Source organism: Paenibacillus sp. JJ-223 (assembly GCF_927798175.1).
GTDB lineage: Bacteria > Bacillota > Bacilli > Paenibacillales > Paenibacillaceae > Paenibacillus > Paenibacillus hubeiensis.
The window spans coordinates 30,419-51,508 of the sequence record NZ_CAKMMP010000006.1 but is presented as its reverse complement, the minus strand read 5'-3'; the positions used below and the strand labels follow the sequence as shown (position 1 = coordinate 51,508).

The following is a 21,090-nucleotide window of genomic DNA, read 5'->3' as shown; positions in this document are numbered from 1 at the left end:
AAGTAAATAAAGGACCCGACAAATATGTTTTTTGCTTGTCTGTTATTTGCTAACCAGCGAAACAGCCAATTTGAGCGCTTCATCCAGCTTGGATGCGTCCTTACCTCCGGCTTGCGCCATGTCCGGACGGCCGCCGCCGCCGCCGCCGCATACCGCGGCAACTTCCTTGACGATTTTTCCTGCATGCAGGCCTTGTTTCACTTGCTCGGCCGGCACGGCAACAACGAAATTGACTTTGCCGTCTACAGCCGCACCCAGTACTAGCACAGCCTCAGGCAGCTTCACTTTCAACTCGTCCGCAATCGTACGCAGTGCATCCATGCTTGGCGCATCAACGCGAGCGGCGAGCACTTGCGTATTGCCTGCTTGAACGACCTGATCCGTCAATTGGCCGGCTTCCATGGCACTCAGCTTGCCTTGCAGCGATTCGTTCTCTCTTGCCGCTTCTTTCAATTGGTGATTCAAGCCATCGATGCGTTTAGGGACGTCAGCTACATTGGCTTTAAGCAAAGCTGCCGACTGTTTGAGCAGATCCAACTGGCTCTCCATATACATATATGCGCCACGGCCCGTAACGGCTTCGATCCGGCGCACGCCTGATCCGATTCCGCTTTCGCTCACCAGTTTGAACAAACCGATCTCCGACGTATTGTTTACGTGGCAGCCGCCGCAGAGTTCCAAGCTGTAGTCTCCGATCTGAACGACGCGAACGATATCTCCGTATTTTTCACCGAACAAGGCCATTGCACCCATCGCTTTGGCTTCATCGATCGGTTTCAGCTCGATGTTCACGTTCAGATGATTCCAGATTTGCTCATTCACCTGGCGTTCGATTTCCGTCAATTCTTCAGCCGTAATGCTGCCGAAATGAGAGAAGTCGAAGCGCAGACGCTGCGGTTCAACAAGGGATCCAGCCTGATTGACATGGGAGCCCAGCACATCCTTGAGCGCTTTGTGTAGCAAGTGGGTTGCCGTATGGTTTTTGATGATATCCCCGCGTTTGGAAGCATCCACTTCCGCCTTGATGACATCGCCGACGCGAAGTTCGCCGGCTTCCACGTTCACGACATGCACATGCTGTCCCAGCGGTGCTTTGAACAACCCTTGGACTTTCGCGGTCATGTTTGCTCCGCGCAGCAGTCCCTGGTCGCTGACCTGGCCGCCGCTCTCTGCATAGAACGGGGTTTTGTCCAAGATGACTTGGCAGATCTGTCCTTCGCTTGCCGAATCGACAAGCGCATCGCCTGCAACGATGGCAAGCACTTTCGATTCCGTCAACAGCTCAGTATACCCAACAAATTCGCTTTTAACCTCCAGGTCGGCAAGTGCGCCGCCTTGTACCTTCATGCTCTCGCTTTCCTGGCGCCCTGCGCGCGCGCGGTCGCGCTGTTCCTGCATGGAGGCGTCAAAACCTTCGCGGTCCACGGTCATGCCGTGTTCCAGCGCATAATCCTCGGTGAGGTCAAACGGGAAACCGTACGTATCGTACAGCTTGAACGCTTCCGGACCACTGATGACGGTGCGTCCCTCCGCTTTGGCTGTGCTGCTGATGTCAGCCAGGATCGCCAGCCCGTCGCTGAGCGTTTCATGGAAACGTTCTTCTTCCGTTTTGATCACTTTGGCGATGAATTCCTGCTTGTCGACCACTTCCGGATAGTATACGCCCATCACTTCGCCTACCGTTGTTGTAAGTTCATACAGGAACGGGCGGTCCAGGCCGATCACTTTGCCGTAACGAACCGCGCGGCGCAGCAGACGGCGAATGACGTAACCGCGGCCTTCATTGCTTGGCAGAACTCCGTCACCCACGGCAAAAGCAACGGTGCGGATATGGTCGGCAATGACTTTCAGCGCAACGTCCGTTTCGACGCTGTCATTGTACTTCACGCCGGCGAGCGCAGCCGTTCTTTGGATCATCGGCTGGAACAGGTCGGTATCGAAGTTGGAATCCACGTTTTGCAGAATGGACGCAAAGCGCTCCAGGCCTGCACCGGTATCGATGTTTTTGTTCGGAAGCGGCGTATAGCTGCCATCCTTGTTGTGGTTGAACTGGGAGAACACGAGGTTCCACACTTCCAGGTAACGTTCGTTTTCCCCGCCCGGGTACATTTCGGGATCGTTCATGTCGCTGCCGTAAGCTTCGCCGCGATCATAGAAAATTTCGGTACATGGTCCGCACGGGCCTTCGCCGATATCCCAGAAGTTGTCCTCCAGCTTGATGATGCGCTCGGCAGGAATGCCGATTTTTTCGTTCCACAGTTTGAATGCTTCTTCGTCTTCGGGATATACCGTCACGGACAGGCGCTCCGGATCGAAACCGATCCACTCCTTGCTTGTCAGGAATTCCCATGCCCATGTGATGGTCTCTTCCTTGAAATAGTCTCCGATCGAGAAGTTGCCCAGCATTTCGAAAAACGTATGGTGACGGCGAGTTTTGCCGACGTTTTCGATATCGTTGGTACGGATGCACTTCTGGGAATTCGCGAGGCGCGGGTTCTCCGGTTTCTCGCGGCCGTCAAAATACGGCTTGAGCGGTGCCATACCCGCATTGATCCACAGCAGGGAAGGATCGTTGTGCGGCACGAGCGAGGCGCTCGGCTCGATTTTGTGACCTTTGCTTGCAAAAAACTCTATCCATTTGGATCGGATTTCACTGGCTTTCATACTGGCTGCCCCCATTTGAAAAAGATATGTTGGTCCGGTGCGGAATCGCCCGGTTTGTTCCGATACAACAACAAAAAACGCCCCTGAGTATTCAGGGACGATGTTATCGCGGTACCACCCTGGTTATTGCCTGCGTCCAATCCATCCGTAACGGAGGGAACGTGCAAGCAATCGCCTTGTTGACGCGAGTAACGGTCGCTCCCGGCAGGGTTGTCCTGCACTCCGAAATCAGCTTTCCGCCGCTTCAACTTTCAAGACCCTTCCAGCCATCAGCAGCAGAATAACCCTGCTACCGAAGGAGTCTCTTCTCTGAGAAAGGAACGCCCGGCGTACTTCATTTCATCATCGATTTCATTATACAAACATACTTTTTTCATTATATCGGCAACGTCAATGCCTGTCAAATGAAGGCAGCAGCCGTCCATCGCAGCTTGTATCAGTCCGTTCTTCGCTTAATATAGTATGCGAAAAAATGCTGGACAATGACTTTTAACACCGCAAATACAGGGACGGCCAAAATTAGGCCGAAGATGCCCGCAATTTCCCCGCCGACAAGCAGGGCAAAAATAATCGAAAGCGGATGCAGATGAAGCGTTCGCCCAACCACCTGCGGAGAGATAATGTTGCTTTCCAGCACCTGGCACAGCATGTTCACGACGACAACCAGCATCATCATTTTAAACGATACCGTCGATGCCATCACCACAGCCGGGGCCGCGCCAAGGAAGGGACCAAGATAAGGCACGATGTTGAACACCGCCACAATGCTCGCCAGCAGCAGGGCATAAGGCATATCAATGATGATATATCCGATATACGCGAAAATGCCTACGATCACACAGACGATGAACTGGCCGCGAATGTAGTTGCCAAGCGCAGCATCGATTTCTTTCATGACCGTAACGATTGCTTTTCTCCGGGAACGCGGAAGATAAGCCACGACAGTCCGTTCAAACACCTCAAAATCTTTGAGCATGTAAAAAATGAGGAACGGCACGATAAAAATGTTGAACAACACGTTAATCGTCGCCCCGATATTGTCCATCAACACCGTAATTCCTTGGCTAAGCCGATCCTCCATTTGATAAAACCAGCTGTTCATGCCCGAACGAACGCTCGGCGGCATCAGTTTGTTGTCCATGTTATTCATCAGACTCTGGGCGCGCATCGACAATTCGGGCATGTGTTCGTTCAGTTCCTCCAACTGCTCCATCAGCACCGGGATCACGTTAACCAGGATGACTCCGATACAAGTCAGGAAAAACGCATAGATCAACAGTACCGCGATGGAACGCGGCACTTTGCGCCCGCCCAGCATGCTGACGATCGGGTTAAGCACATACGAAATGATGAGCGCAATGACAAACGGCGCCAGCACGGTTTTCAGAAATCCATATATATGAAGCAGCAATGGCCGCAGCAGCCAGATAAAATACAAAATGATCAAGCCAAGCAGCAGCCAGATGGCATAACGGAACAGCTTGTTTTTGGTTAATTGCTCCACAGTGCCTCACTCCTCTTTGGACTGGCTCTGAAAGTCAGTATATGTAGGAGCGGGAGTATTTATTAATTGTTTCAGTTTTTGGGAAGCTGCCTTTGGCCGAAAGATCTTCTGCCATCTCGAAGCAGGTCTGATAGCGCGCTGCGTTTTTCGGAGAACATGAAAAAAGACGCCTCCTTTACTATAAAGGAGACGTATCCGATGCATCTTGCACTTCGCCTCTGCATACGATAAAGTAATGCGATACGCGAGTACAAGCCTTTCGATCGAATGCATATCGTAATGTAACCCTTGCAGGTTGCACCTTGGTGCCCGGCGCCTGATATTGTCACAAAACCGCATGTAAACGAAGTTTTGTTTGCAATTAAGAAGAAGCGTGCAAATGGGGAAAATCCTGCGGCAGCTCTTCGCCAAAAAACAAATCGTCCAGCGAGCTAAGCGTACCATCCTCCTCCACTTGATATACGGACATCTTGTCGCCGTTGACGTTCAATTCAATAAAGCATCCCCAGCAATAAAACTGATGGGAGCCGATTTTACCGATATCTTTGGAACTACAGTTTGGACATTTCATATTCATTCACCTATCCGTTCACAGAATGAATGGCATTTTCCAAGCGCTGTTCACTCAGCGGGGGCACCATTACAGCACTCTCTCCAATGGACATATCACTTGTACATGGCAGCCATTTGCGGCCTTCGATCAAGTCGGACACAAAACCGTCCGTAATTTCGATCCCTTTTATTGTATTTCCCAACTCCTGGTCAAAATAAACATCAGAGACGCGTCCAAGCAGCAAACCGTCGCCGGTCAACACCGACATCTCTTTTAATTTGGACTGACCGAGGAGGTACGTATGTTTTATGTTGTCGGCTCCCGTCTTGCGGACAGCCTGTTGATTACGGATCATGACGGCATCTTCGCCGTAGGCAACGATATCTTGCCACTGCACGATTTTGACATGACTGGTAAACAGGCCTTTGCTTTCAAGTTCAATGCCTTCAATTTTCCAATCGTCGCTCACAATGAAATCCTGGATTTTCCCGACCTGTTTTCCGCCTTCCACATCAAAAACGGCAAGACCGATCATTTCCTGAAGCTTCATCGCAGTGTCCTCCTCATCATCTTATCGTGAAACAGACGCGGCATCATTGAATTTAGGTATTCCCCGAATGAACGAAAAACCATTCACCGTCGCCCCAGACCGCTCCATTCAACCGATAAATTGGAACTCCTCCCCTCCTTCTGTTCCGCAGATAAAGAGACCCTCAAAGTCTATTACGAAGTCGCAAAAGAATGGTTCCAATTTTTTCGCCCGTTTTTATCATTTCTTCCGTAGTATTACCCAACCCCCAGCTAAAACGAATCGCAGAGTGCAATAAAGCTTCCGGAAGGTTCATCGCTTTGAGTACATGGGACACTTCAAGCGACCCCGAGGTGCATGCCGACCCACTCGCCACCGCAATGCCTTCCATGTCCAGGTTCATGAGCATCGTTTCTGTCGACACTTCCGGGAAGCTGACGTTAAGGATATGCGGAAGTGTATAATCGGGGTGGCCGTTCACATGAAAATGCTCGGCGCCAACATGCTTCTCCAACTGTTCCAACAACAGGGAGCGTAAAAGAAGATCATGCTCATAGCGTTTTTCTGCCTGCGACACGGCTATTTTGAGCGCTTCGGCAAAACCGGCAATACCTGCCATATTTTCGGTTCCCGCACGCCGCTGACGTTCCTGCAGCCCTCCATGCGCCCTTGCTTCCAGCATCGTGCCCCTGCGCACGTACAGCGCACCGACGCCCTGCGGACCGTTAATTTTGTGCGCGGACAAGCTGATCATGTCGACAGGCATGTCTTTGCAGGAAATATGCTGCGTCCCCAGCGCCTGTACCGCATCCGTGTGAAACAGAATGCCGCGTTCGCGGGCAAGTTCACCGATCTCCCGAATCGGCTGGAGCGTGCCGACTTCATTATTAGCGTACATGATCGTGATCAGTACGGTATCCGGACGAATGGCCTGCCGCAATTCCTCCATGCGGATTCTTCCATGCTCGTCCACGCCCAAATAAGTCACGTCATAACCTTGGCGCTCCAGTTCCTCGCAAGTATGCAGCACCGCGTGGTGTTCGACGGCCGACGTAATGATATGCCGCCCTTTGTCTTTCCGGGCCGCGACTGCGCCGAAGATCGCCAAATTATCGCTTTCCGTGCCTCCGCTGGTAAATACCAATTCGTCAGGGAAACAGCCAAGCAAGGCAGCGATGGCATCCCTGGCTCCATTGACGGTTCGTTTCGCTTCTCGACCGAAGGCATGGATGCTTGAGGCATTGCCGAATTGCCCGGTCATGATATCCATCATTGTTTGTGCGACCTGTGGATGCACAGGCGTGGATGCAGCATGGTCCAAATAAATTCTATTCATGTTAATCTTTCACCTCGTAATCGCTATAATGGAATTGGAAATCAAATCGAATGTTTTTGTAATGCAACTTCAAGTATAATGGAATCACTACATTTGATAAGGAGGAAGAGTGTTATGAGCGATGCCGTACTTGAACAAATTTTGAACCAGTTGCAGCAGATGAACAAACGTTTTGATCATATAGATCAGCGTTTGGACAACATGGATGGACATCTGGATGGCATGGATGGACGTCTGGATAGCATGGATGGTCGTTTCGATCATATTGAAGGCAGATTGGATACCATCGAACAGCAAACCAAAGATATTCCGCTGCTCAAGCAAGCGGTGCTGGAAACCCTTGAAATCACCAAACGCCTGGAAGAAAACCAGGCAAGCTTCGAACGCAAGGTTACGGCCGAATTGAATACCCATCAACACAGCATTGATATTTTGAATCGCCGCCAGCTGCGAATGGAGGCTGACATCGAAACCCTCAAAAATCGCTAGTCCAATAGCCGGGCTTAAAATTCCAGGCCGAGATTTGCGATTTTCATACATAGACCGTTAACAGCCATTGTTGCATATGTTGTTAGTATTTCGACTTAGCTCAACCAACAAGCCTTATAAAAATGCCATTTGCACGCGAAAGCCCCCAATTTGGGGGCTTTAATGTTTTTGCCGTGTATGCGTGTCGCAGCCTCGATCAAAATGTTAATCATTTAACTGAAAGTTTGGCCCCAGTAATGAAGCCAAAACCCTTGCATCAAGGATTTATTAAATCCCATACCTGAAAATTAAATGTAGAACATGTAGCTGTCCTTCTGCTCCTGGTCCTGATACGAAATCAGGTCTTGCAGCGTCGTCGAATCCAGCACCTCGGCAATGCTGTCGCGGATACGCAGCCACAGGTCCCGCTTGGCCGGATCGTCTTCCTCGGTGAAGTCCACCGGGGAGATCGGGCCTTCCAACACACGAATGACGTCACCTGCAGTCACGCTGGCCGGATCGCCGGCCAGAATATAGCCGCCGTACGCTCCGCGAATGCTTTTAACAAGTCCTGCATTGCGCAGGGGAGCGATCAATTGCTCCAAATAATGCTCCGAGAGCTGATTGCGCTCCGCAATGCTCTTCAGGGAAGTCGGGCCTTCGCCGGTTCTGGCAGCCAGCTCCATCATGATGGTAAGGCCATAACGGCCTTTTGTCGATATTTTCAAAGGAGTCACCTCTTTCAATTTTCAGAAAACCTGTTTAGTGTTTGTTCGCTCAGCACATGTGGCCATGATTTCCCGTCACTGATTCGCCACAGCGGGATATGAAAAAACGGCCCATGTTCCTTAAACCTCCGTATTCCGATCATAACCCTCGCCTAATGTTAACATAACTGCATGCCCAAAGGAAACATGGATGGCAATTAATCTGTGCGCCTGGAGTGGACAGTATCCAAAGTTCCCCGGGTGTATCGTAAGTTGGGTCCGGTTATGCTAGAATAAGAAAAGCGTCTACCGACGCGGTTCAACACATTTATATATAGAAGTGGTGATGACGATGTCCAAAACAAAAGAAAATACACGGGTCGTCGTTGGCATGTCCGGAGGTGTCGACTCTTCCGTAACCGCACTGCTGCTGAAAGAGCAAGGTTACGATGTCATCGGCATTTTCATGAAAAACTGGGACGATACGGACGAATTCGGCCATTGTACCGCTGAAGAAGATTCAGAGGACGTGCGCCGGGTGTGCGAGCAGATCGGCATTCCCTACTACACTGTCAACTTCGAGAAAGAGTATTTCGATAAAGTATTTACCTATTTCCTCGATGAATATAAGTCCGGCCGGACTCCGAATCCGGATGTCATGTGCAACCGCGAAATCAAATTCGGCGAATTCCTGAACAAGGCTCTTGATCTTGGCGCAGATTACGTCGCTACCGGCCACTATGCGCGCCTTGTTGAAGAGAATGGCGCTTACAAGCTGCTTCGCGGTGTGGACAGCAACAAGGATCAGACCTATTTCCTGAACGCGCTGAACCAAAATCAGTTGTCCAAAGCCATGTTCCCGATCGGTCATCTGCCGAAGCCGGAGGTTCGCAAAATCGCTGAGGCCGCCGGGCTGTATACCGCTAAGAAAAAGGACAGCACTGGTGTCTGCTTCATTGGCGAACGCAACTTTAAAGAATTCCTGAGCAACTACCTGCCTGCCAAAGGCGGGGACATGATCGATATCGTGACCGGCGAAGTCAAAGGTCGCCATGACGGACTGATGTATTATACGCTGGGTCAGCGCCAAGGTCTTGGCATCGGCGGATCGGGCAATGGGGAACCATGGTTCGTTGCCGATAAAGATCTGGAACGCAACCAGCTGCTGGTTGTGCAGGGCGATTCTCATGCAAGTCTTTATTCCACGGGATTGACCGCAACCGGCGTGAATTGGATTGCCGGTTCAGAGCACATTCCGAGCGGGTCTTTCCGTTGTACGGCGAAGTTCCGTTACCGTCAACCAGACCAAGGCGTTACGCTCACCTGGAATGCGGATGGAAGCGTGGACGTGCAATTCGACCAACAACAAAAAGCCATTACGCCTGGACAGGCGGTCGTGTTCTATGATGGCGACGTCTGCCTTGGAGGCGGAACAATCGACCAGGTGCAAAAAGTGCCTGTGCCGGCTTTGGGCTGATCAGTCCACGAATTCCATACCTGTATGTATGGAGCTTTCTACACAAGCACAAAAGCCAATAAAAGCCATCCCTATCATGTATACCATGGAGGATGGCTTTTTTCCTTCTTTTCCCTGCAAAAAAATCCGAATACCCGGTTTATGCAGTGATCCACGTGCCGCAAAATGAGGCCAACGTGCCCACGATGACCGAACTGACGACGTAAAGGACCGCTCTACCATACCGTTTCCGGCTTATTAGACCCATGGTCTCATAACCAAATGTGGAGAAGGTCGTGTATGCACCGCAAAATCCTGTACCTACGATGACCCACAGCATATCGGAAATGGCTGCAGACGCGTGCCAGCCATAAAGCATTCCAAGCAGCAGCGAACCGCTGATGTTGATCAGCCATGTTCCCCATGGAAACGAAGTGCCTAACCGGGCAGACACCCATCGTCCCAGCGAATACCGCAGTATCGAACCCATCATGCCTGCTGCACCGATCCAGATGATCATGCCTGCGCACCGCCCCTTCCATCCCTTCTCAACATTTGCTCTCCCCAGCGGATACCGACCGAGCAAAGCAAGAGCCCTGCCGCGATGCTAGTGAATACATACGCAGCCGCACTTATCCAATGTCCGCCTTCCGCCAATCGCACCATATCGAGCGCAAAGGTTGAAAAGGTCGTGAACGCGCCGGTAAACCCCGTGCCGATGGCCAGGCGCAGCTCAGCCGAAATTTTGTGAGGTACGGCTACCGTGAAAAACCACCCCAGAAACAGGCTGCCCACCGCGTTGATCAGCAGCACCCCCCAAGGGAACCCCCCATTGTCCTGCGGTATCCACAGCTGGACGCCGTAACGGGTCAACGTGCCCGCAATGCCGCCAAGCCCAACATAAACAAGTTCCTTCATGACGCAAGACATCTCCAGACGTTATACTTTTTCCTTCTCCCTAATGATAGTGGATTATCGAGATTTAAACCATGGGGTCCCGCAGGTACAAGGGAAAAGGCGGTCGGAAGCTGAATTTCTCACGCTGGCAAATGCGGATCAAAATAACGCCAGGTTCTTCATGGCCTCTTTTACTTTATCTTTATTCAACAGGAAGTATTTTTCTCCCGGCGCATGGAACGTCGTGGCTGGAGTATCCGGGCCGCACAGCCGCATGATGGGTGCGTCCAAATCGAAGAGCAGTTCTTCGGCAATGATGGCCGATACCTCTGCCCCAATACCTCCTGTTTTGTTGTCTTCATGCACAATCAGCACCTTTCCCGTTTTCCGGACAGCCTCCAATATCCCTTCTTTATCTAAAGGTTGGAGTGTTCGTAAATCGAGCACATGTGCAGAAATCCCTTCTTCTTCAAGTTCTTCTGCAGCATGTTCTATAAACATAAGCGGCATGCTGTAACTTATTACAGTTATATCGGTCCCCTCGCGAAGCACATTGGATTTGCCGATGGGTACCGTATAGTCGTCTTCCGGCACTTCACCCTTCACCAGCATGAAGCATTTCTTGTGCTCGAAGTACAGTACGGGATCGGGATCTCTGACCGCGGCTTTCAGCAAACCCTTTGCATCGTAAGGTCTATAAGGGGCTACGATTTTAAGGCCCGGGGTTCCGAAAAACACCGATTCTGCGCATTGGGAATGATAGAGTCCACCGAAGACGCCGGCTCCGATGGGAGCACGAATCACAAGCGGACAACTCCAATCATTGTTGGAACGATAGCGGATTTTGGCTGCTTCGCTGATAATCTGGTTCGTTGCCGGAAACATGAAATCGGAATACTGCATTTCGGCGATCGGCTTCATTCCATACATGGCCGCACCGATCGCTACCCCGGCAATCGCCGATTCGGCAAGCGGCGTGTCCAAAACTCGTTCTTCGCCAAACATGTCGATCAGCCCTTTTGTCGTTGTATAGACTCCCCCCTTGACTCCGACATCTTCGCCCAATACAAAAACGTTCTCATCCCTCGCCAATTCTTCCTGCATCCCAAGGCGGATCGCCGATACATAATTCATGATTGCCATTGACTCTACTCCCCCTCTAATTCATTCTGCATATACATGGTCCAACGAAGACTCCGGCGTTGGCAACGGGGCCTTATCCGCATAGTTTATCGCATCATCGATTTGTTTTTTGAGCTGAGATTGCAGTTCTTCCTCATGAGCGGCACTCCATATTCCGCAATCGATCAAATATTGTTGGTACTTGGGAATTCCGTCCTTAGCCCGGTTCTCCTCTACTTCGTCCTTCGTCCTGTACAATAAATCATTATCGGCAGTGGAGTGCGGCGAAAGTCGGTATAACATGGCTTCAATGAGCGTTGGCCCTTCCCCGCGAATCGCTCTCTCCCGAGCTTCCTTTACGGCTTTGTAAACCTCAAATACGTTGTTCCCATCCACTCGTACACCTGCAATCCCATAGCCTCGCGCACGGTCAACAACCCGTCCACCAAGCTGCTTATGGATCGGCACGGAAATCGCATACTGATTATTCTCACACATCAAAATGACCGGAAGTTTGTGAACCCCCGCAAAATTGCAGCCTTCGTGAAAATCTCCTTGATTGCTGGATCCTTCCCCAAAGGTTACAAAACTCACTAACTTCTCATTTTTCATTTTTGCCGCCAGGGCTATGCCAACGGCATGGGGCACCTGCGTAGTAACCGGACTGGAACCAGTTACGATCCGAAGCTTTTTATATCCAAAGTGGCCAGGCATTTGACGGCCTCCGCTATTGGGGTCTTCCGCTTTGGCAAATACGGACAGCATCAATTCTTTGATGCTCATGCCTAGCGATAGGACGAGGCCATAATCGCGATAGTACGGGAGGAAGTAATCCGTCGACTTGTTGAGGGCATATGCTGCAGCGACCTGTGCCACTTCTTGTCCAATGCCTGAAACATGAAAATTAATTTTACCTGCGCGCTGAAGCAGCAAATTGCGTTCATCAAATTTCCGTGCCATTACCATCGTTTTATACATGTCAACAGCCTCTTCATCGGTCAATCCCAGTGAATGATGAAGAACACGTTCTCCCGCTATGCCAGTTTCGCTCATGAAAGTGCCCCCCTAAAGTCGGATTCAAGTTCTATTACATCAATTTACTATATTACTATCTCAATTCAATCAAATCAATAATTTGGAATTACAAGAAGCCTCTAACTATTTTGGGGTCAGATCAAGCCTGCTGTTAAAAATCCTCTAACCTGATCAGCGAATCATCATTATACTTTGAAACCGACGATGTTAATCCACAGCTCTTTCTAGCTTATTATGAAACTATGAAATAAAGCAGCACGAGCTTTGCAGAAAAAGAAAAAAGCCGCATTCAGAGAATACTGAAAGCAGCTTATCGTGCACAAACCACATATTACATTCTACTCATTCCTTAAGGTAACCAGACACGTAGACATTCACATCCGTTACCCTCTCCGACGCTGCTGGTTGAGGCGAATCTTGGATTCGTTCCCCTGCTCGGTCGCCTCATAGAAAATGCGGCGCGACAGCTGTTTCGGCAAATACTCCTGCTTCACGTAATGTCCCGGATAGTTGTGCGGATATAGGTACCCCTCGTGCCCAAGCTTGGCCGCTCCGGCGTAATGGGTATCACGAAGATGCAGCGGCACCTCCGCCGACTTCACTTCCTCGATCGCTTCCATCGCTTTGGAAATGGCCGTATACACGGCATTCGATTTCGGACTTTCCACCGCAAACAGGATCGCCTGCGCAATGTTGAGTTTGGCCTCCGGCCAGCCGTTGTTGCGATACGCGTCCAGCGCGCCGATGGCCTGCGTCATGGCCTGAGGATTGGCAAGGCCGATATCCTCGCTGCTCGCCGCGATCAAACGGCGAATAAACACCATCGGGTCCATGCCCAGCTTTTCCACCGCGTACAGAAACCAGAACAGGGCGGCATCGCTGGAACCGCGAATGCTTTTGTGAAACGCCGACAACACGTCGTATTGCGTCGACTCGTCCGCGCGCACGATGGGACGGCGAATGGATTCTTCCGCAACCGCGAGCGTAATATGGATGGAACCGTCCGTTTCCGGCGGCGTGGTCAGTGCGGCCAGTTCCAGGGCATTCAGCGCGCGCCGAATGTCCCCGTTGGCCATCGTCGCGATATGCGATAGCGCCTCTTCGTCCGCCTTCAGTTCCATGAAACCGAGGCCCTTGTCCGCATCTTGCAGGGCACGACGCATGGCAATCAGCGAGTGCTCCTTGTTCAGCGGCTCCAGTTGAAACAGCGTTGAGCGGCTCATCAAGGCCCCGTTCACGTAATGAAACGGATTCTCCGTCGTCGCCCCGATAAAAATAATGGTGCCCTGTTCCACCGCAGGCAGCAGCGCATCCTGCCGCGAGCTGTTGAAGCGGTGCACCTCGTCCAGAAACAGAATCGTTTTGGTGCCGTACAGCTGCTTGTTCGTCTGGGCTTGCTCGATCACTTCACGAACGTCCTTCACGGACGCATCCACCGCGTTCAGCCGAACGAAATTACCCTGCGTGTGCTTGGATATGATATGCGCCAACGTGGTTTTGCCGCATCCTGGAGGACCATACAGCAGTATGGACGAAATCTGGTCGGCCTCGATGGCGCGGCGAAGCAGCTTGCCCGGCCCGATGATATGCTCTTGCCCGATATATTCTTCAAGCTTCTCCGGACGCATCCGATCGGCAAGCAGTCTCGCCTTCGGCTCCGCATCCTGTTGAAACGAAAACAAATCCATCATTATTCACTTCCTTAACTGATTGGCCTGCTCTCTATCATACCATATTCCTGCGCGATCAAATCGATAAACGCCCGCATGGCGCTGCTGATGAACGCATCCTTGCGCGTAATGAAATACGTCGTCATATGATCCTTTCCTGCAGGGAGCGAATGCTTGCGAAGCATGCCGCCGGCAATCTGCTGCCGCACGACAATCTCGGGCAGGAGGGAAATCCCCATACCTGAAGCCACTCCGCTAATAATGGCCTCCAACGTGCCGAACTCCATGATCGCTGGGCGGTGAACACCGCTTTCCCTCAGCCAGTTTTCCAATATTTCGCGATAGGAGCACCCGCGGCTATAGACCAGAATCGGCTTGGCGTACAACTCTTCCTGATCGGCATTCATGCCGGACGATACGATAAACACTCGCTCGTTAAATACCGGAATCGCGCGCAAATCGGGATGATCGCAAGCACAGCCGATGAACGCCCCCTCCAGTTCGTAGCCAACGACCTGATCGATCAATACCTGAGAGTTGCCGGTCGTCAAAGACAACGATACTTGCGGATGGCTCTTGTAATAGAGCGAAAAAAGCTCGGGTAAACGCACCGCAGCCGCAGTCTGCGTCGAACCGATGCGCAGCGGTCCGGACGGCGTCCCGGTGGCTTGAAGCGCCTTCGTTGCTTCTTCAAGCAACCCTACGACTTTGTCCGCGTAAGTCAATAGAAGCTCCCCGGCCGGAGACAGCGTCATGCCCCGGTTATGCCGAATGAAGAGAGCCGTTACCAATTCGTTCTCCAAATGCCGGATTCTTGCGGTCACATTGGACTGAACATACCCTAACCTTGCCGCTGCTCTGGTCACGTTTCCCTCCTGTGCAACGCACTGAAATATGCGCAAATCTCCGCTTTCCATGGACAACCGCCCCTTCCGATACTACCTTGATCCCGTTTTTGATATCATTCAAAATGATTTCTGGTTCATTAACAATCATTATACAGCATGCTCGCTCGGCGCTACAATCAGTGTAACAGGCAAGCCGGTTTGCCAACATCACTGAATCCAATTCATCAAGAGGAGTGTAACCATGAAAATATCCGAACAAACCGTAGCGATCGTAACTGGCGGCGGCACAGGAATCGGCAGAGCCGCCAGCGTGCTGCTGTCCCGGCACGGGGCAACCGTAGCAGTCAATTATTCGCGTTCCCGGCTGGAAGCCGAGGCGACCGTGCAGCAGATACGGGACACCGGCGGACGCGCTTTTGCCGTGCAAGCCGACATCGCCGATGATCAGGCAGTACGTCAGATGGTTGCCGGCATTGAACGTGAACATGGCCCCATAACGGCACTGGTCAACAATGCGGGCATCACGAGACATATTCCGCTGCAAGATCTGGATGCCGTCGACGATGACGCATGGGACACGCTTTATAACGTCAATGTCAAAGGCATGTTTTATTGCGCAAGGGCTGTCTCCAAAGGCATGCGGCAGGCCGGACATGGCGCGATCGTCAACCTTGGCAGCATTGCCGGCATGACCGGATCAGGCTCCTCCGTCCCTTACGCGGCATCCAAAGCCGGCGTGCATGGGTTGACCCGCTCTCTTGCCCATGCACTGTCTCCCCACATCCGGGTTAACGCCATCGTTCCTGGAGCGGTTTCCACGCGTTGGTGGGCAGGCAACGAGGCACGTATGGAACAATTGGGCGGACAACTGTTATTGCAGCGCATATCCTCTCCTGAGGATATTGCCCATATGATCGTTGCCGCGCTGGAGCAGCCGTCCATGACCGGACAGCTCATCACGGTCGACGCGGGTCAAACGTTATGAGCGTTGGTGAACAAGTTAAAGGAAATGTTGACGATCGAGCCAAAGGATTAAAACCATTAAAGTACGTTGTTTTGATTTTGCTCACAACGCTGATTATGGGCACGTCGTTCCCCGTCGGCAAAATCGGCATGGCGTACGCCCCTCCTTTTCTGCTGATGGGACTTCGTTATGTGCTGGCAGGCGCTTTGCTGGCGTGGATCGTCAGAAAGCGACCATTACCAAAAGGCTGGAAGCAGTGGATGCAAACAGCCATTATCGGCTTGTTTCAATCCGCAGGGGTCATGGGCTGTGCCTATTACAGCATGAACTGGCTCACTTCGGGGGAATCCGCGATCATCACGTTTACGAGCCCGCTGCTGTTCATTCTGTTTAGCACATTGCTGGATGGCGTATCATACCGGCTCAGTCAGTGGAGCGGCGTACTCCTTGGCATCGCGGGTGTTGCCATCGGTTTTGGCTTTCAACTCAGCTTTAGCCCGGGAACGCTGATCGGATTGGCGGGCGCCGTCTTTTTCGCCATTTCCACCATACTGGTCAAACGTTGGGGAAGCGCACAAAATACCTACGTACTCACTTCCTATCAAATGCTTGCGGGCGGTATCGCCTTACTGATGCTGAGCGCATTTACCGAGCAACCCGCGTTTGCGCTAAACGCAACCTCGATTATAGTACTGATATGGCTGGTGCTGGCCTGCTCGATGGTGCAGTTTTCGCTCTGGTTCTATTTGCTGCACAATAGCGACCCTGCACGCACCAGCTCGTTTCTGTTCCTCGCGCCGTTATTCGGTGTTGCTTGCAGCTGGGTCCTGCTTGGAGAACGGGTGCAATGGGTTATGGGCGTTGGAGCCGCTTGCGTCTGCATCGGCATTTATTTGGTTAACCGCAAAGGAAGCGCTTCTGACAAGAAGATCCCATCGAAATTCATCTCGCCTCGGCCATCCAAAGGATAGAAAAGAGAAAACACGGAATGTCGACCTCGTATTCATTTGCAAGCCAAAAACAACCTGTTCCGTGTAGTACATCACCCTTGCCATAAACATACAGAAAAAGCATGGCGCCCCCGGCACCATGCTTTACTATTTATCTTATCGTTTATATCGAATCGTCAGGCCACCCTTGTACGCTGACCACGTCACCTTCCGGATTTTGCGTTGCCGCAGCATATTCGGGCAGCGCTCCGTCATGGAACAGCCACAGTTCATGCAGCGCCCGCGTGCAGCCGACGTATAACAGCTTGGCGTCACCCGCATTTGGCAAGTAGTGCGCTCCGTCCACGTCGGCCACGATGGCCGCATCGAACTCCAACCCTTTGGAAAGATAGACCGGCAGAACCGAATGGCCGCCAGCATACTGCTTTTCGCCCCCGTCGATGAGGTTAAGCTCCCATCCTGCCTGCTCCAGCTCGCGATGCAGTTCAATCGCTTCATGCAGCGTCCGGGTCAGAATCGAAACCGTGCGGTAGTCTTTGCTTGTGAGCCATTTCAATGCACGTTCCAAACTCGCGGTCCTTCCCGTCTGTTCGTACGGTAACACACGCACCGGGTCACCGCTCCGGAAGACCGGGATGGCCGTAATACCACTTCGAACCCCCTGCTCGAGAATCGTGTTTGCATAGTCAATGATCTCCATCGTCGAGCGATAACTTCGAGTCAGGGCGAAATAGGCATTATGTTCCTCGGCAAACAGCGAGCTCATCTCATTCCAAGCATGGACGCCGCGGTATTCGTGAATCCCTTGGGAGAGGTCACCCAAAATGGTAAACGAATGTCCTTTGACGTACAAATCCAGCAAGGCCACATGGAACGGGGAGAAATCCTGCGCTTCGTCGATGACCACATGATCGAACCGCGCAGCGCCGTCAATATCGTGAACTAATGTGTGGATATACACGAGCGCGGGCAGGTCCTCTTCGCGAATCACGTTTTGTTTCAGGTCGGCCGCCGTCTGTTTAAGCACGTTCTTCGGAATGCGCGCCATGATCCCTTCTGGCACGGTTCTTCCTTTGGATGCCTTGAACAGCTGTTTGTACAGCGTCAGCGGTTCATACTCCGCCCACTTTTTGGCATATGCCTTCTCGCGGGTGGCCGCCTTCTTTTTGCGCTCCTTGCGCAGTGATTCGGAGGAGGTTTTCTTGAGTTCCATTTCGATCCAGCGATGAATCCGCGCCATCACCCGTTCCTTGCGTTTAGCCAGCGGGTAATGCTTGTATTCGTCGCTGAACCAGCCATCGATTTCCTTTTTCGCGAGCACGGCTCCGTCCCACGGACTGAAATCCAGATCCGGTACCGCACTGGCCTCCATGCCGGTCAACCACTCGCGCAGCAGCTCCATGAAACGGATCGAACCCTTGTACCTCCCAGGCACGTCATCGTTCAGCTCCGGCTTGGCATCCGGCGTTTCGAACCACGCCTGCAAGGTTTCCTGCGAGTCTGCCAGCGGCAGCTCCAGTCCCAGCAGGTTCACCGCCCAATCCGGGAACGTGCTTTGCTGGATATCGCCCACGCCCAATTCTGGCAGGACGTCCGAGATATAATCGAGAAACATATGGTTGGGCGCAAAAATGACCATTTTTTCTGCCGATACCTGCTCCTTATACTGATACAGCAAAAAGGCCAGCCTATGCAGGGCCACGGTCGTTTTTCCCGAGCCTGCCACGCCCTGGATGATCAATGCGGTGTTTTTGGCGGCGCGAATGATCTGGTCCTGCTCCGCCTGGATGGTCGATACGATATCCCGGAGCTTATTGTCCTTGTTTTCGCCGAGCCGATATACCAAAAATTCATCCGAAACCGCCGGCTGATCGCCTTCGCGGTTATATGTATCCGCCACCCGTTCCAAAATGCGCTGGCGAATAACTACGTTCCGTTTCAGGTAAACGAGCCCTTCGACAAGCCCTTCCGGCGCTTCATACGTCGCCATGGCTTCTCCGCCGGTAAACGAGTAAAACAGGCTGGCAACGGGTGCGCGCCAATCGATCACGAGCGGATGCTCACCCACCTCTTCGCGGTCCACCCCGATTTTGCCGATATACAGCGGCTTTCGTTCATCGCTGCCCTGTTCTTCAAAATCAAGACGCCCGAAATAGGGTTGCTGCGCGCTCTTGGCCAGATTGCTGCGGCGTTCCTCACGTCCCGCCTCCAGCACTTGCTCCGTGAAATCGTGGCCGGTATAGACCGGAATGTTTCTCAACCGTTCCAACTGGCGGTCCACTTCTTCCATCGTTCGCTTCAACCTGTTTTCTTCTTCTTGATAGGCACTTTGAAAGCTTTCTGACATGTTTCAGTTACCTCCTAAGAATATGTTATTTTGCATAGCCGTTTACGGACGACACAAAAGGATATTTACTATATCACATTGACAGCGCGAAAGCTATATATCCTTGCGATTTAAAGGAAGCCGGCAATCTAAAAGCAAGCCTCAATTTCTGTCAATAAGAGGAATTGGACGCAAAAAAATACGACACCCTCTTCAAGCCTTGACAGGCATGATTCGGGCACCGCATGAATCCCCAATATACTTTACGATGTCGCATCGCCGGCCTCTTCCGTTTGCGACACGAACTGTTTTTGCGCCAGCTCGCGGTACACCTCGTGACTGCCAAGCAGCTCCGCATGCGTGCCCGTTCCGGTCACATGGCCGTGCTCCAGCACAACGATTTGGTCCGAGTCCACCACGGTGGACAACCGATGCGCGATGACCACCGTCGTGCGCCCCTGCATCAGGTTGGACAAAGCTTGCTGCACTTCATGCTCCGATGTGCTGTCCAGGCTTGAGGTTGCTTCGTCCAGCAGCAGCACGTCAGGGCTGCGCAGCAAAGCGCGCGCAATAGCGATTCGCTGGCGTTGTCCCCCCGACAGCTTGATGCCGCGTTCCCCTACCTCGGTGTCGTATCCTTGCGGCAGCTTCTCGATAAACTCCTTGGCATAGGCCATCTCGGCCGCCCGCCGGATCTCCTCCACACTGGTTTCACGTCCCAAGCCGTAGGTGATGTTGTCCTTCACCGTGCCAGCCATGAGCGGACTTTCTTGGGAGACGTAACCGATTTTGCTGCGCCACGAAGATAACGAATAGGCCGTTATTGATTTCCCGCCGTAGGTGATGCTGCCTGCCTCGGGGCGATAAAACTGTTCCAGCAAAGAAAAAATGGTCGATTTGCCGCTGCCGCTCGGCCCCACGATCGCGGTCACTTTGCGTGCAGGCAGCATCAAATCGATGCCGTGCAGCACTTCTTCTCCGGTCACGTACGAGAAGCGCACGTTGTTGAACGCAATGTTTTCATTGCCTTTGGGAGCCTCTTCGGTCTGATCGCGCGGCTCCTCCTCGTGGGCCAATATGGCCTGGATGCGCTCGGTGGTTCCTACCACTTTTTGCAAACGAGAATATAGCGTCGTGAATTGCCCCATCGGCATGATGACTTGGAACAACAGCAGAATGAATGCAACCAGCTCCCCGGCCGACAGCAGGCCCGATGCCACGCGCATGCCTCCTACGCCGAGAATGACGACCAGCACCGCGGTCATGACAAACGTGAACAGCGGTCCGATCAGCGCCAGTATCCTCGCCTCCTGCAGACCAAAAGCAAACATTTTACCGATTCGGGAGCTGCCCGCGTCGCTTTCTTGCTTTTCGGTACCGTATGCTTTTACGAGACGGATTTCACCGATGACCTGACTCAGCACCGACGTAAAACCCGCCATCTCGTCCTGCTGTTTCTTCGAGATCTGGTACATTTTCCGGCCAACGGGCAGCAGGATCAGCAATGTTAGCGGAACGAGGCTCAGAATGATCAACGACATGACCCAATCCAGGTAAAACAGGAGAGCCACGCCGCCGACCACCGCCACGATGTTTGATATGAACGAAACGAGGTAATCGGCGATCAGCGTCATAATTTGACTCGTATCGTTGGTAATGCGGCTCATCGTATCCCCTGTGCGGTTGCGGTCGAAATACGGCATCGGCAGCGATAACACCTTGTTCCACAACTTGGTGCGGAGCGTTGCGACGACCCGTTGTCCCGCATAGTTCAGCAAATAAATGCTGATTCCCGCTGCGATCGCCTGAATGACAAAAGCGCCAATGAGCATGATGATGACGGATTTATTCAATGCGGACATCGTCAGTCCGTCAATCAGCCCTTTGGTCATGAGCGGCACGATCAATCCGGCCGTCGTCTGAATCAGCGTGAGGATCAGGGCCACGATGAGAATCAGCTTCGGCGGCTGAGTCGAGGCGATCAGTTTTGCGAAATCCTTGAATCCCTTTTTCCCCAATCTAGGTTCTGTTTGCTTCTTTTGCTCCGTATCTTGCATGGTC

General features: G+C 52.2%; 19 protein-coding genes. 4 read left to right on the top strand and 15 right to left on the bottom strand.

Annotation, left to right across the window (positions count from 1 at the left end; all coding sequences use genetic code 11):
• Positions 1 to 42: 42 nt before the first annotated feature.
• From alaS to L6H98_RS12385, 6 genes are all read right to left on the bottom strand, one after another.
• Positions 43 to 2,664: an alanine--tRNA ligase gene (alaS, locus tag L6H98_RS12410; RefSeq protein WP_236415474.1), complete on the bottom strand. Its 2,622-nt coding sequence runs from the start codon at positions 2,662 to 2,664 to the stop codon at positions 43 to 45.
• Entirely contained in the window at positions 2,661 to 2,912 is a 252-nt protein-coding gene (locus L6H98_RS12405; RefSeq protein WP_236415473.1) for a hypothetical protein, read from the bottom strand. Before L6H98_RS12405 ends, alaS begins: the two co-directional genes overlap by 4 nt.
• A 188-nt stretch (positions 2,913 to 3,100) precedes the next feature.
• Positions 3,101 to 4,168, bottom strand: a complete 1,068-nt coding sequence (locus L6H98_RS12400; protein ID WP_236415472.1) for an AI-2E family transporter — start codon at positions 4,166 to 4,168, stop codon at positions 3,101 to 3,103.
• Positions 4,169 to 4,529: 361 nt separating this feature from the next.
• Positions 4,530 to 4,739 (bottom strand): hypothetical protein, encoded by a 210-nt coding sequence (locus L6H98_RS12395; RefSeq protein WP_236415471.1) that lies wholly within the window; start codon positions 4,737 to 4,739, stop codon positions 4,530 to 4,532.
• Between the two features lie 10 nt (positions 4,740 to 4,749).
• A complete protein-coding gene (locus tag L6H98_RS12390) occupies positions 4,750 to 5,271 on the bottom strand; it encodes a PRC-barrel domain-containing protein (RefSeq protein WP_236415470.1) in 522 nt (173 codons plus the stop codon).
• A gap of 163 nt (positions 5,272 to 5,434) precedes the next feature.
• Positions 5,435 to 6,586, bottom strand: a complete 1,152-nt coding sequence (locus tag L6H98_RS12385; protein ID WP_236415468.1) for a cysteine desulfurase family protein — start codon at positions 6,584 to 6,586, stop codon at positions 5,435 to 5,437.
• A 114-nt stretch (positions 6,587 to 6,700) separates the two neighbouring features.
• Between L6H98_RS12385 and L6H98_RS12380 the strand changes: the two genes are divergently transcribed.
• Entirely contained in the window at positions 6,701 to 7,075 is a 375-nt protein-coding gene (locus L6H98_RS12380; protein ID WP_236415466.1) for a DUF1664 domain-containing protein, read from the top strand.
• 287 nt (positions 7,076 to 7,362) lie between these two features.
• On the opposite strand, the gene L6H98_RS12375 is transcribed toward L6H98_RS12380, so the two are convergent.
• Positions 7,363 to 7,782 carry an Rrf2 family transcriptional regulator gene (locus tag L6H98_RS12375; RefSeq protein ID WP_236415465.1) on the bottom strand — a complete coding sequence of 140 codons (420 nt, stop codon included), beginning with the start codon at positions 7,780 to 7,782 and terminating at the stop codon, positions 7,363 to 7,365.
• 325 nt (positions 7,783 to 8,107) lie between these two features.
• Here L6H98_RS12375 and mnmA point away from each other — a divergent pair, with 325 nt between their 5' ends.
• Positions 8,108 to 9,238 (top strand): tRNA 2-thiouridine(34) synthase MnmA, encoded by a 1,131-nt coding sequence (mnmA, locus tag L6H98_RS12370; protein WP_290371445.1) that lies wholly within the window; start codon positions 8,108 to 8,110, stop codon positions 9,236 to 9,238.
• 139 nt (positions 9,239 to 9,377) lie between these two features.
• Here the strand turns inward: mnmA and crcB (L6H98_RS12365) are convergent, their stop codons facing one another.
• The 6 genes from crcB (L6H98_RS12365) to L6H98_RS12340 form a co-directional block, all read right to left on the bottom strand.
• Entirely contained in the window at positions 9,378 to 9,737 is a 360-nt protein-coding gene (crcB, locus tag L6H98_RS12365; RefSeq protein WP_236415463.1) for a fluoride efflux transporter CrcB, read from the bottom strand.
• Positions 9,734 to 10,135: a fluoride efflux transporter CrcB gene (gene crcB / locus L6H98_RS12360; RefSeq protein ID WP_236415462.1), complete on the bottom strand. Its 402-nt coding sequence runs from the start codon at positions 10,133 to 10,135 to the stop codon at positions 9,734 to 9,736. Before crcB (L6H98_RS12360) ends, crcB (L6H98_RS12365) begins: the two co-directional genes overlap by 4 nt.
• Before the next feature lie 138 nt (positions 10,136 to 10,273).
• The gene (locus tag L6H98_RS12355; protein ID WP_236415461.1) at positions 10,274 to 11,257 is read right to left on the bottom strand and encodes an alpha-ketoacid dehydrogenase subunit beta; all 984 of its coding nucleotides are present in this window, start codon (positions 11,255 to 11,257) and stop codon (positions 10,274 to 10,276) included.
• Positions 11,258 to 11,278: 21 nt separating this feature from the next.
• Positions 11,279 to 12,289: a thiamine pyrophosphate-dependent dehydrogenase E1 component subunit alpha gene (locus tag L6H98_RS12350; RefSeq protein WP_236415460.1), complete on the bottom strand. Its 1,011-nt coding sequence runs from the start codon at positions 12,287 to 12,289 to the stop codon at positions 11,279 to 11,281.
• Positions 12,290 to 12,654: 365 nt separating this feature from the next.
• Positions 12,655 to 13,959: a replication-associated recombination protein A gene (locus L6H98_RS12345; RefSeq protein WP_236415825.1), complete on the bottom strand. Its 1,305-nt coding sequence runs from the start codon at positions 13,957 to 13,959 to the stop codon at positions 12,655 to 12,657.
• Between the two features lie 14 nt (positions 13,960 to 13,973).
• Entirely contained in the window at positions 13,974 to 14,858 is an 885-nt protein-coding gene (locus L6H98_RS12340) for a LysR family transcriptional regulator (RefSeq protein ID WP_236415459.1), read from the bottom strand.
• Positions 14,859 to 15,030: 172 nt separating this feature from the next.
• Between L6H98_RS12340 and L6H98_RS12335 the strand changes: the two genes are divergently transcribed.
• Both L6H98_RS12335 and L6H98_RS12330 read left to right on the top strand, forming a co-directional pair.
• Positions 15,031 to 15,774, top strand: a complete 744-nt coding sequence (locus L6H98_RS12335) for an SDR family oxidoreductase (RefSeq protein ID WP_236415457.1) — start codon at positions 15,031 to 15,033, stop codon at positions 15,772 to 15,774.
• Positions 15,771 to 16,724 carry a DMT family transporter gene (locus tag L6H98_RS12330; protein WP_236415456.1) on the top strand — a complete coding sequence of 318 codons (954 nt, stop codon included), beginning with the start codon at positions 15,771 to 15,773 and terminating at the stop codon, positions 16,722 to 16,724. The genes L6H98_RS12335 and L6H98_RS12330 overlap by 4 nt, the downstream gene beginning before the upstream one ends.
• A 142-nt stretch (positions 16,725 to 16,866) precedes the next feature.
• Here L6H98_RS12330 and L6H98_RS12325 read toward each other — a convergent pair whose 3' ends face one another.
• Both L6H98_RS12325 and L6H98_RS12320 read right to left on the bottom strand, forming a co-directional pair.
• Entirely contained in the window at positions 16,867 to 19,050 is a 2,184-nt protein-coding gene (locus L6H98_RS12325; RefSeq protein ID WP_236415454.1) for a UvrD-helicase domain-containing protein, read from the bottom strand.
• A 242-nt stretch (positions 19,051 to 19,292) separates the two neighbouring features.
• Entirely contained in the window at positions 19,293 to 21,086 is a 1,794-nt protein-coding gene (locus L6H98_RS12320) for an ABC transporter ATP-binding protein (RefSeq protein WP_236415452.1), read from the bottom strand.
• Between the last annotated feature and the right edge of the window lie 4 nt (positions 21,087 to 21,090).

Excerpts from the sequence above, each read along its gene's own strand:
- L6H98_RS12390 (WP_236415470.1), bottom strand. The coding sequence starts at position 5,271 with ATGAAGCTTCAGGAAATGATCGGTCTTGCCGTTTTTGATGTGGAAGGC.
- L6H98_RS12350 (WP_236415460.1), bottom strand. The coding sequence starts at position 12,289 with ATGAGCGAAACTGGCATAGCGGGAGAACGTGTTCTTCATCATTCACTG.
- L6H98_RS12325 (WP_236415454.1), bottom strand. The coding sequence starts at position 19,050 with ATGTCAGAAAGCTTTCAAAGTGCCTATCAAGAAGAAGAAAACAGGTTG.
- crcB (WP_236415463.1), bottom strand. The coding sequence starts at position 9,737 with ATGATCATCTGGATCGGTGCAGCAGGCATGATGGGTTCGATACTGCGG.
- mnmA (WP_290371445.1), top strand. The coding sequence starts at position 8,108 with ATGACGATGTCCAAAACAAAAGAAAATACACGGGTCGTCGTTGGCATG.
- L6H98_RS12385 (WP_236415468.1), bottom strand. The coding sequence starts at position 6,586 with ATGAATAGAATTTATTTGGACCATGCTGCATCCACGCCTGTGCATCCA.
- L6H98_RS12330 (WP_236415456.1), top strand. The coding sequence starts at position 15,771 with ATGAGCGTTGGTGAACAAGTTAAAGGAAATGTTGACGATCGAGCCAAA.
- L6H98_RS12320 (WP_236415452.1), bottom strand. The coding sequence starts at position 21,086 with ATGCAAGATACGGAGCAAAAGAAGCAAACAGAACCTAGATTGGGGAAA.
- L6H98_RS12345 (WP_236415825.1), bottom strand. The coding sequence starts at position 13,959 with ATGGATTTGTTTTCGTTTCAACAGGATGCGGAGCCGAAGGCGAGACTG.
- L6H98_RS12395 (WP_236415471.1), bottom strand. The coding sequence starts at position 4,739 with ATGAAATGTCCAAACTGTAGTTCCAAAGATATCGGTAAAATCGGCTCC.
- L6H98_RS12335 (WP_236415457.1), top strand. The coding sequence starts at position 15,031 with ATGAAAATATCCGAACAAACCGTAGCGATCGTAACTGGCGGCGGCACA.
- alaS (WP_236415474.1), bottom strand. The coding sequence starts at position 2,664 with ATGAAAGCCAGTGAAATCCGATCCAAATGGATAGAGTTTTTTGCAAGC.
- L6H98_RS12380 (WP_236415466.1), top strand. The coding sequence starts at position 6,701 with ATGAGCGATGCCGTACTTGAACAAATTTTGAACCAGTTGCAGCAGATG.
- crcB (WP_236415462.1), bottom strand. The coding sequence starts at position 10,135 with ATGAAGGAACTTGTTTATGTTGGGCTTGGCGGCATTGCGGGCACGTTG.
- L6H98_RS12340 (WP_236415459.1), bottom strand. The coding sequence starts at position 14,858 with ATGGAAAGCGGAGATTTGCGCATATTTCAGTGCGTTGCACAGGAGGGA.
- L6H98_RS12355 (WP_236415461.1), bottom strand. The coding sequence starts at position 11,257 with ATGGCAATCATGAATTATGTATCGGCGATCCGCCTTGGGATGCAGGAA.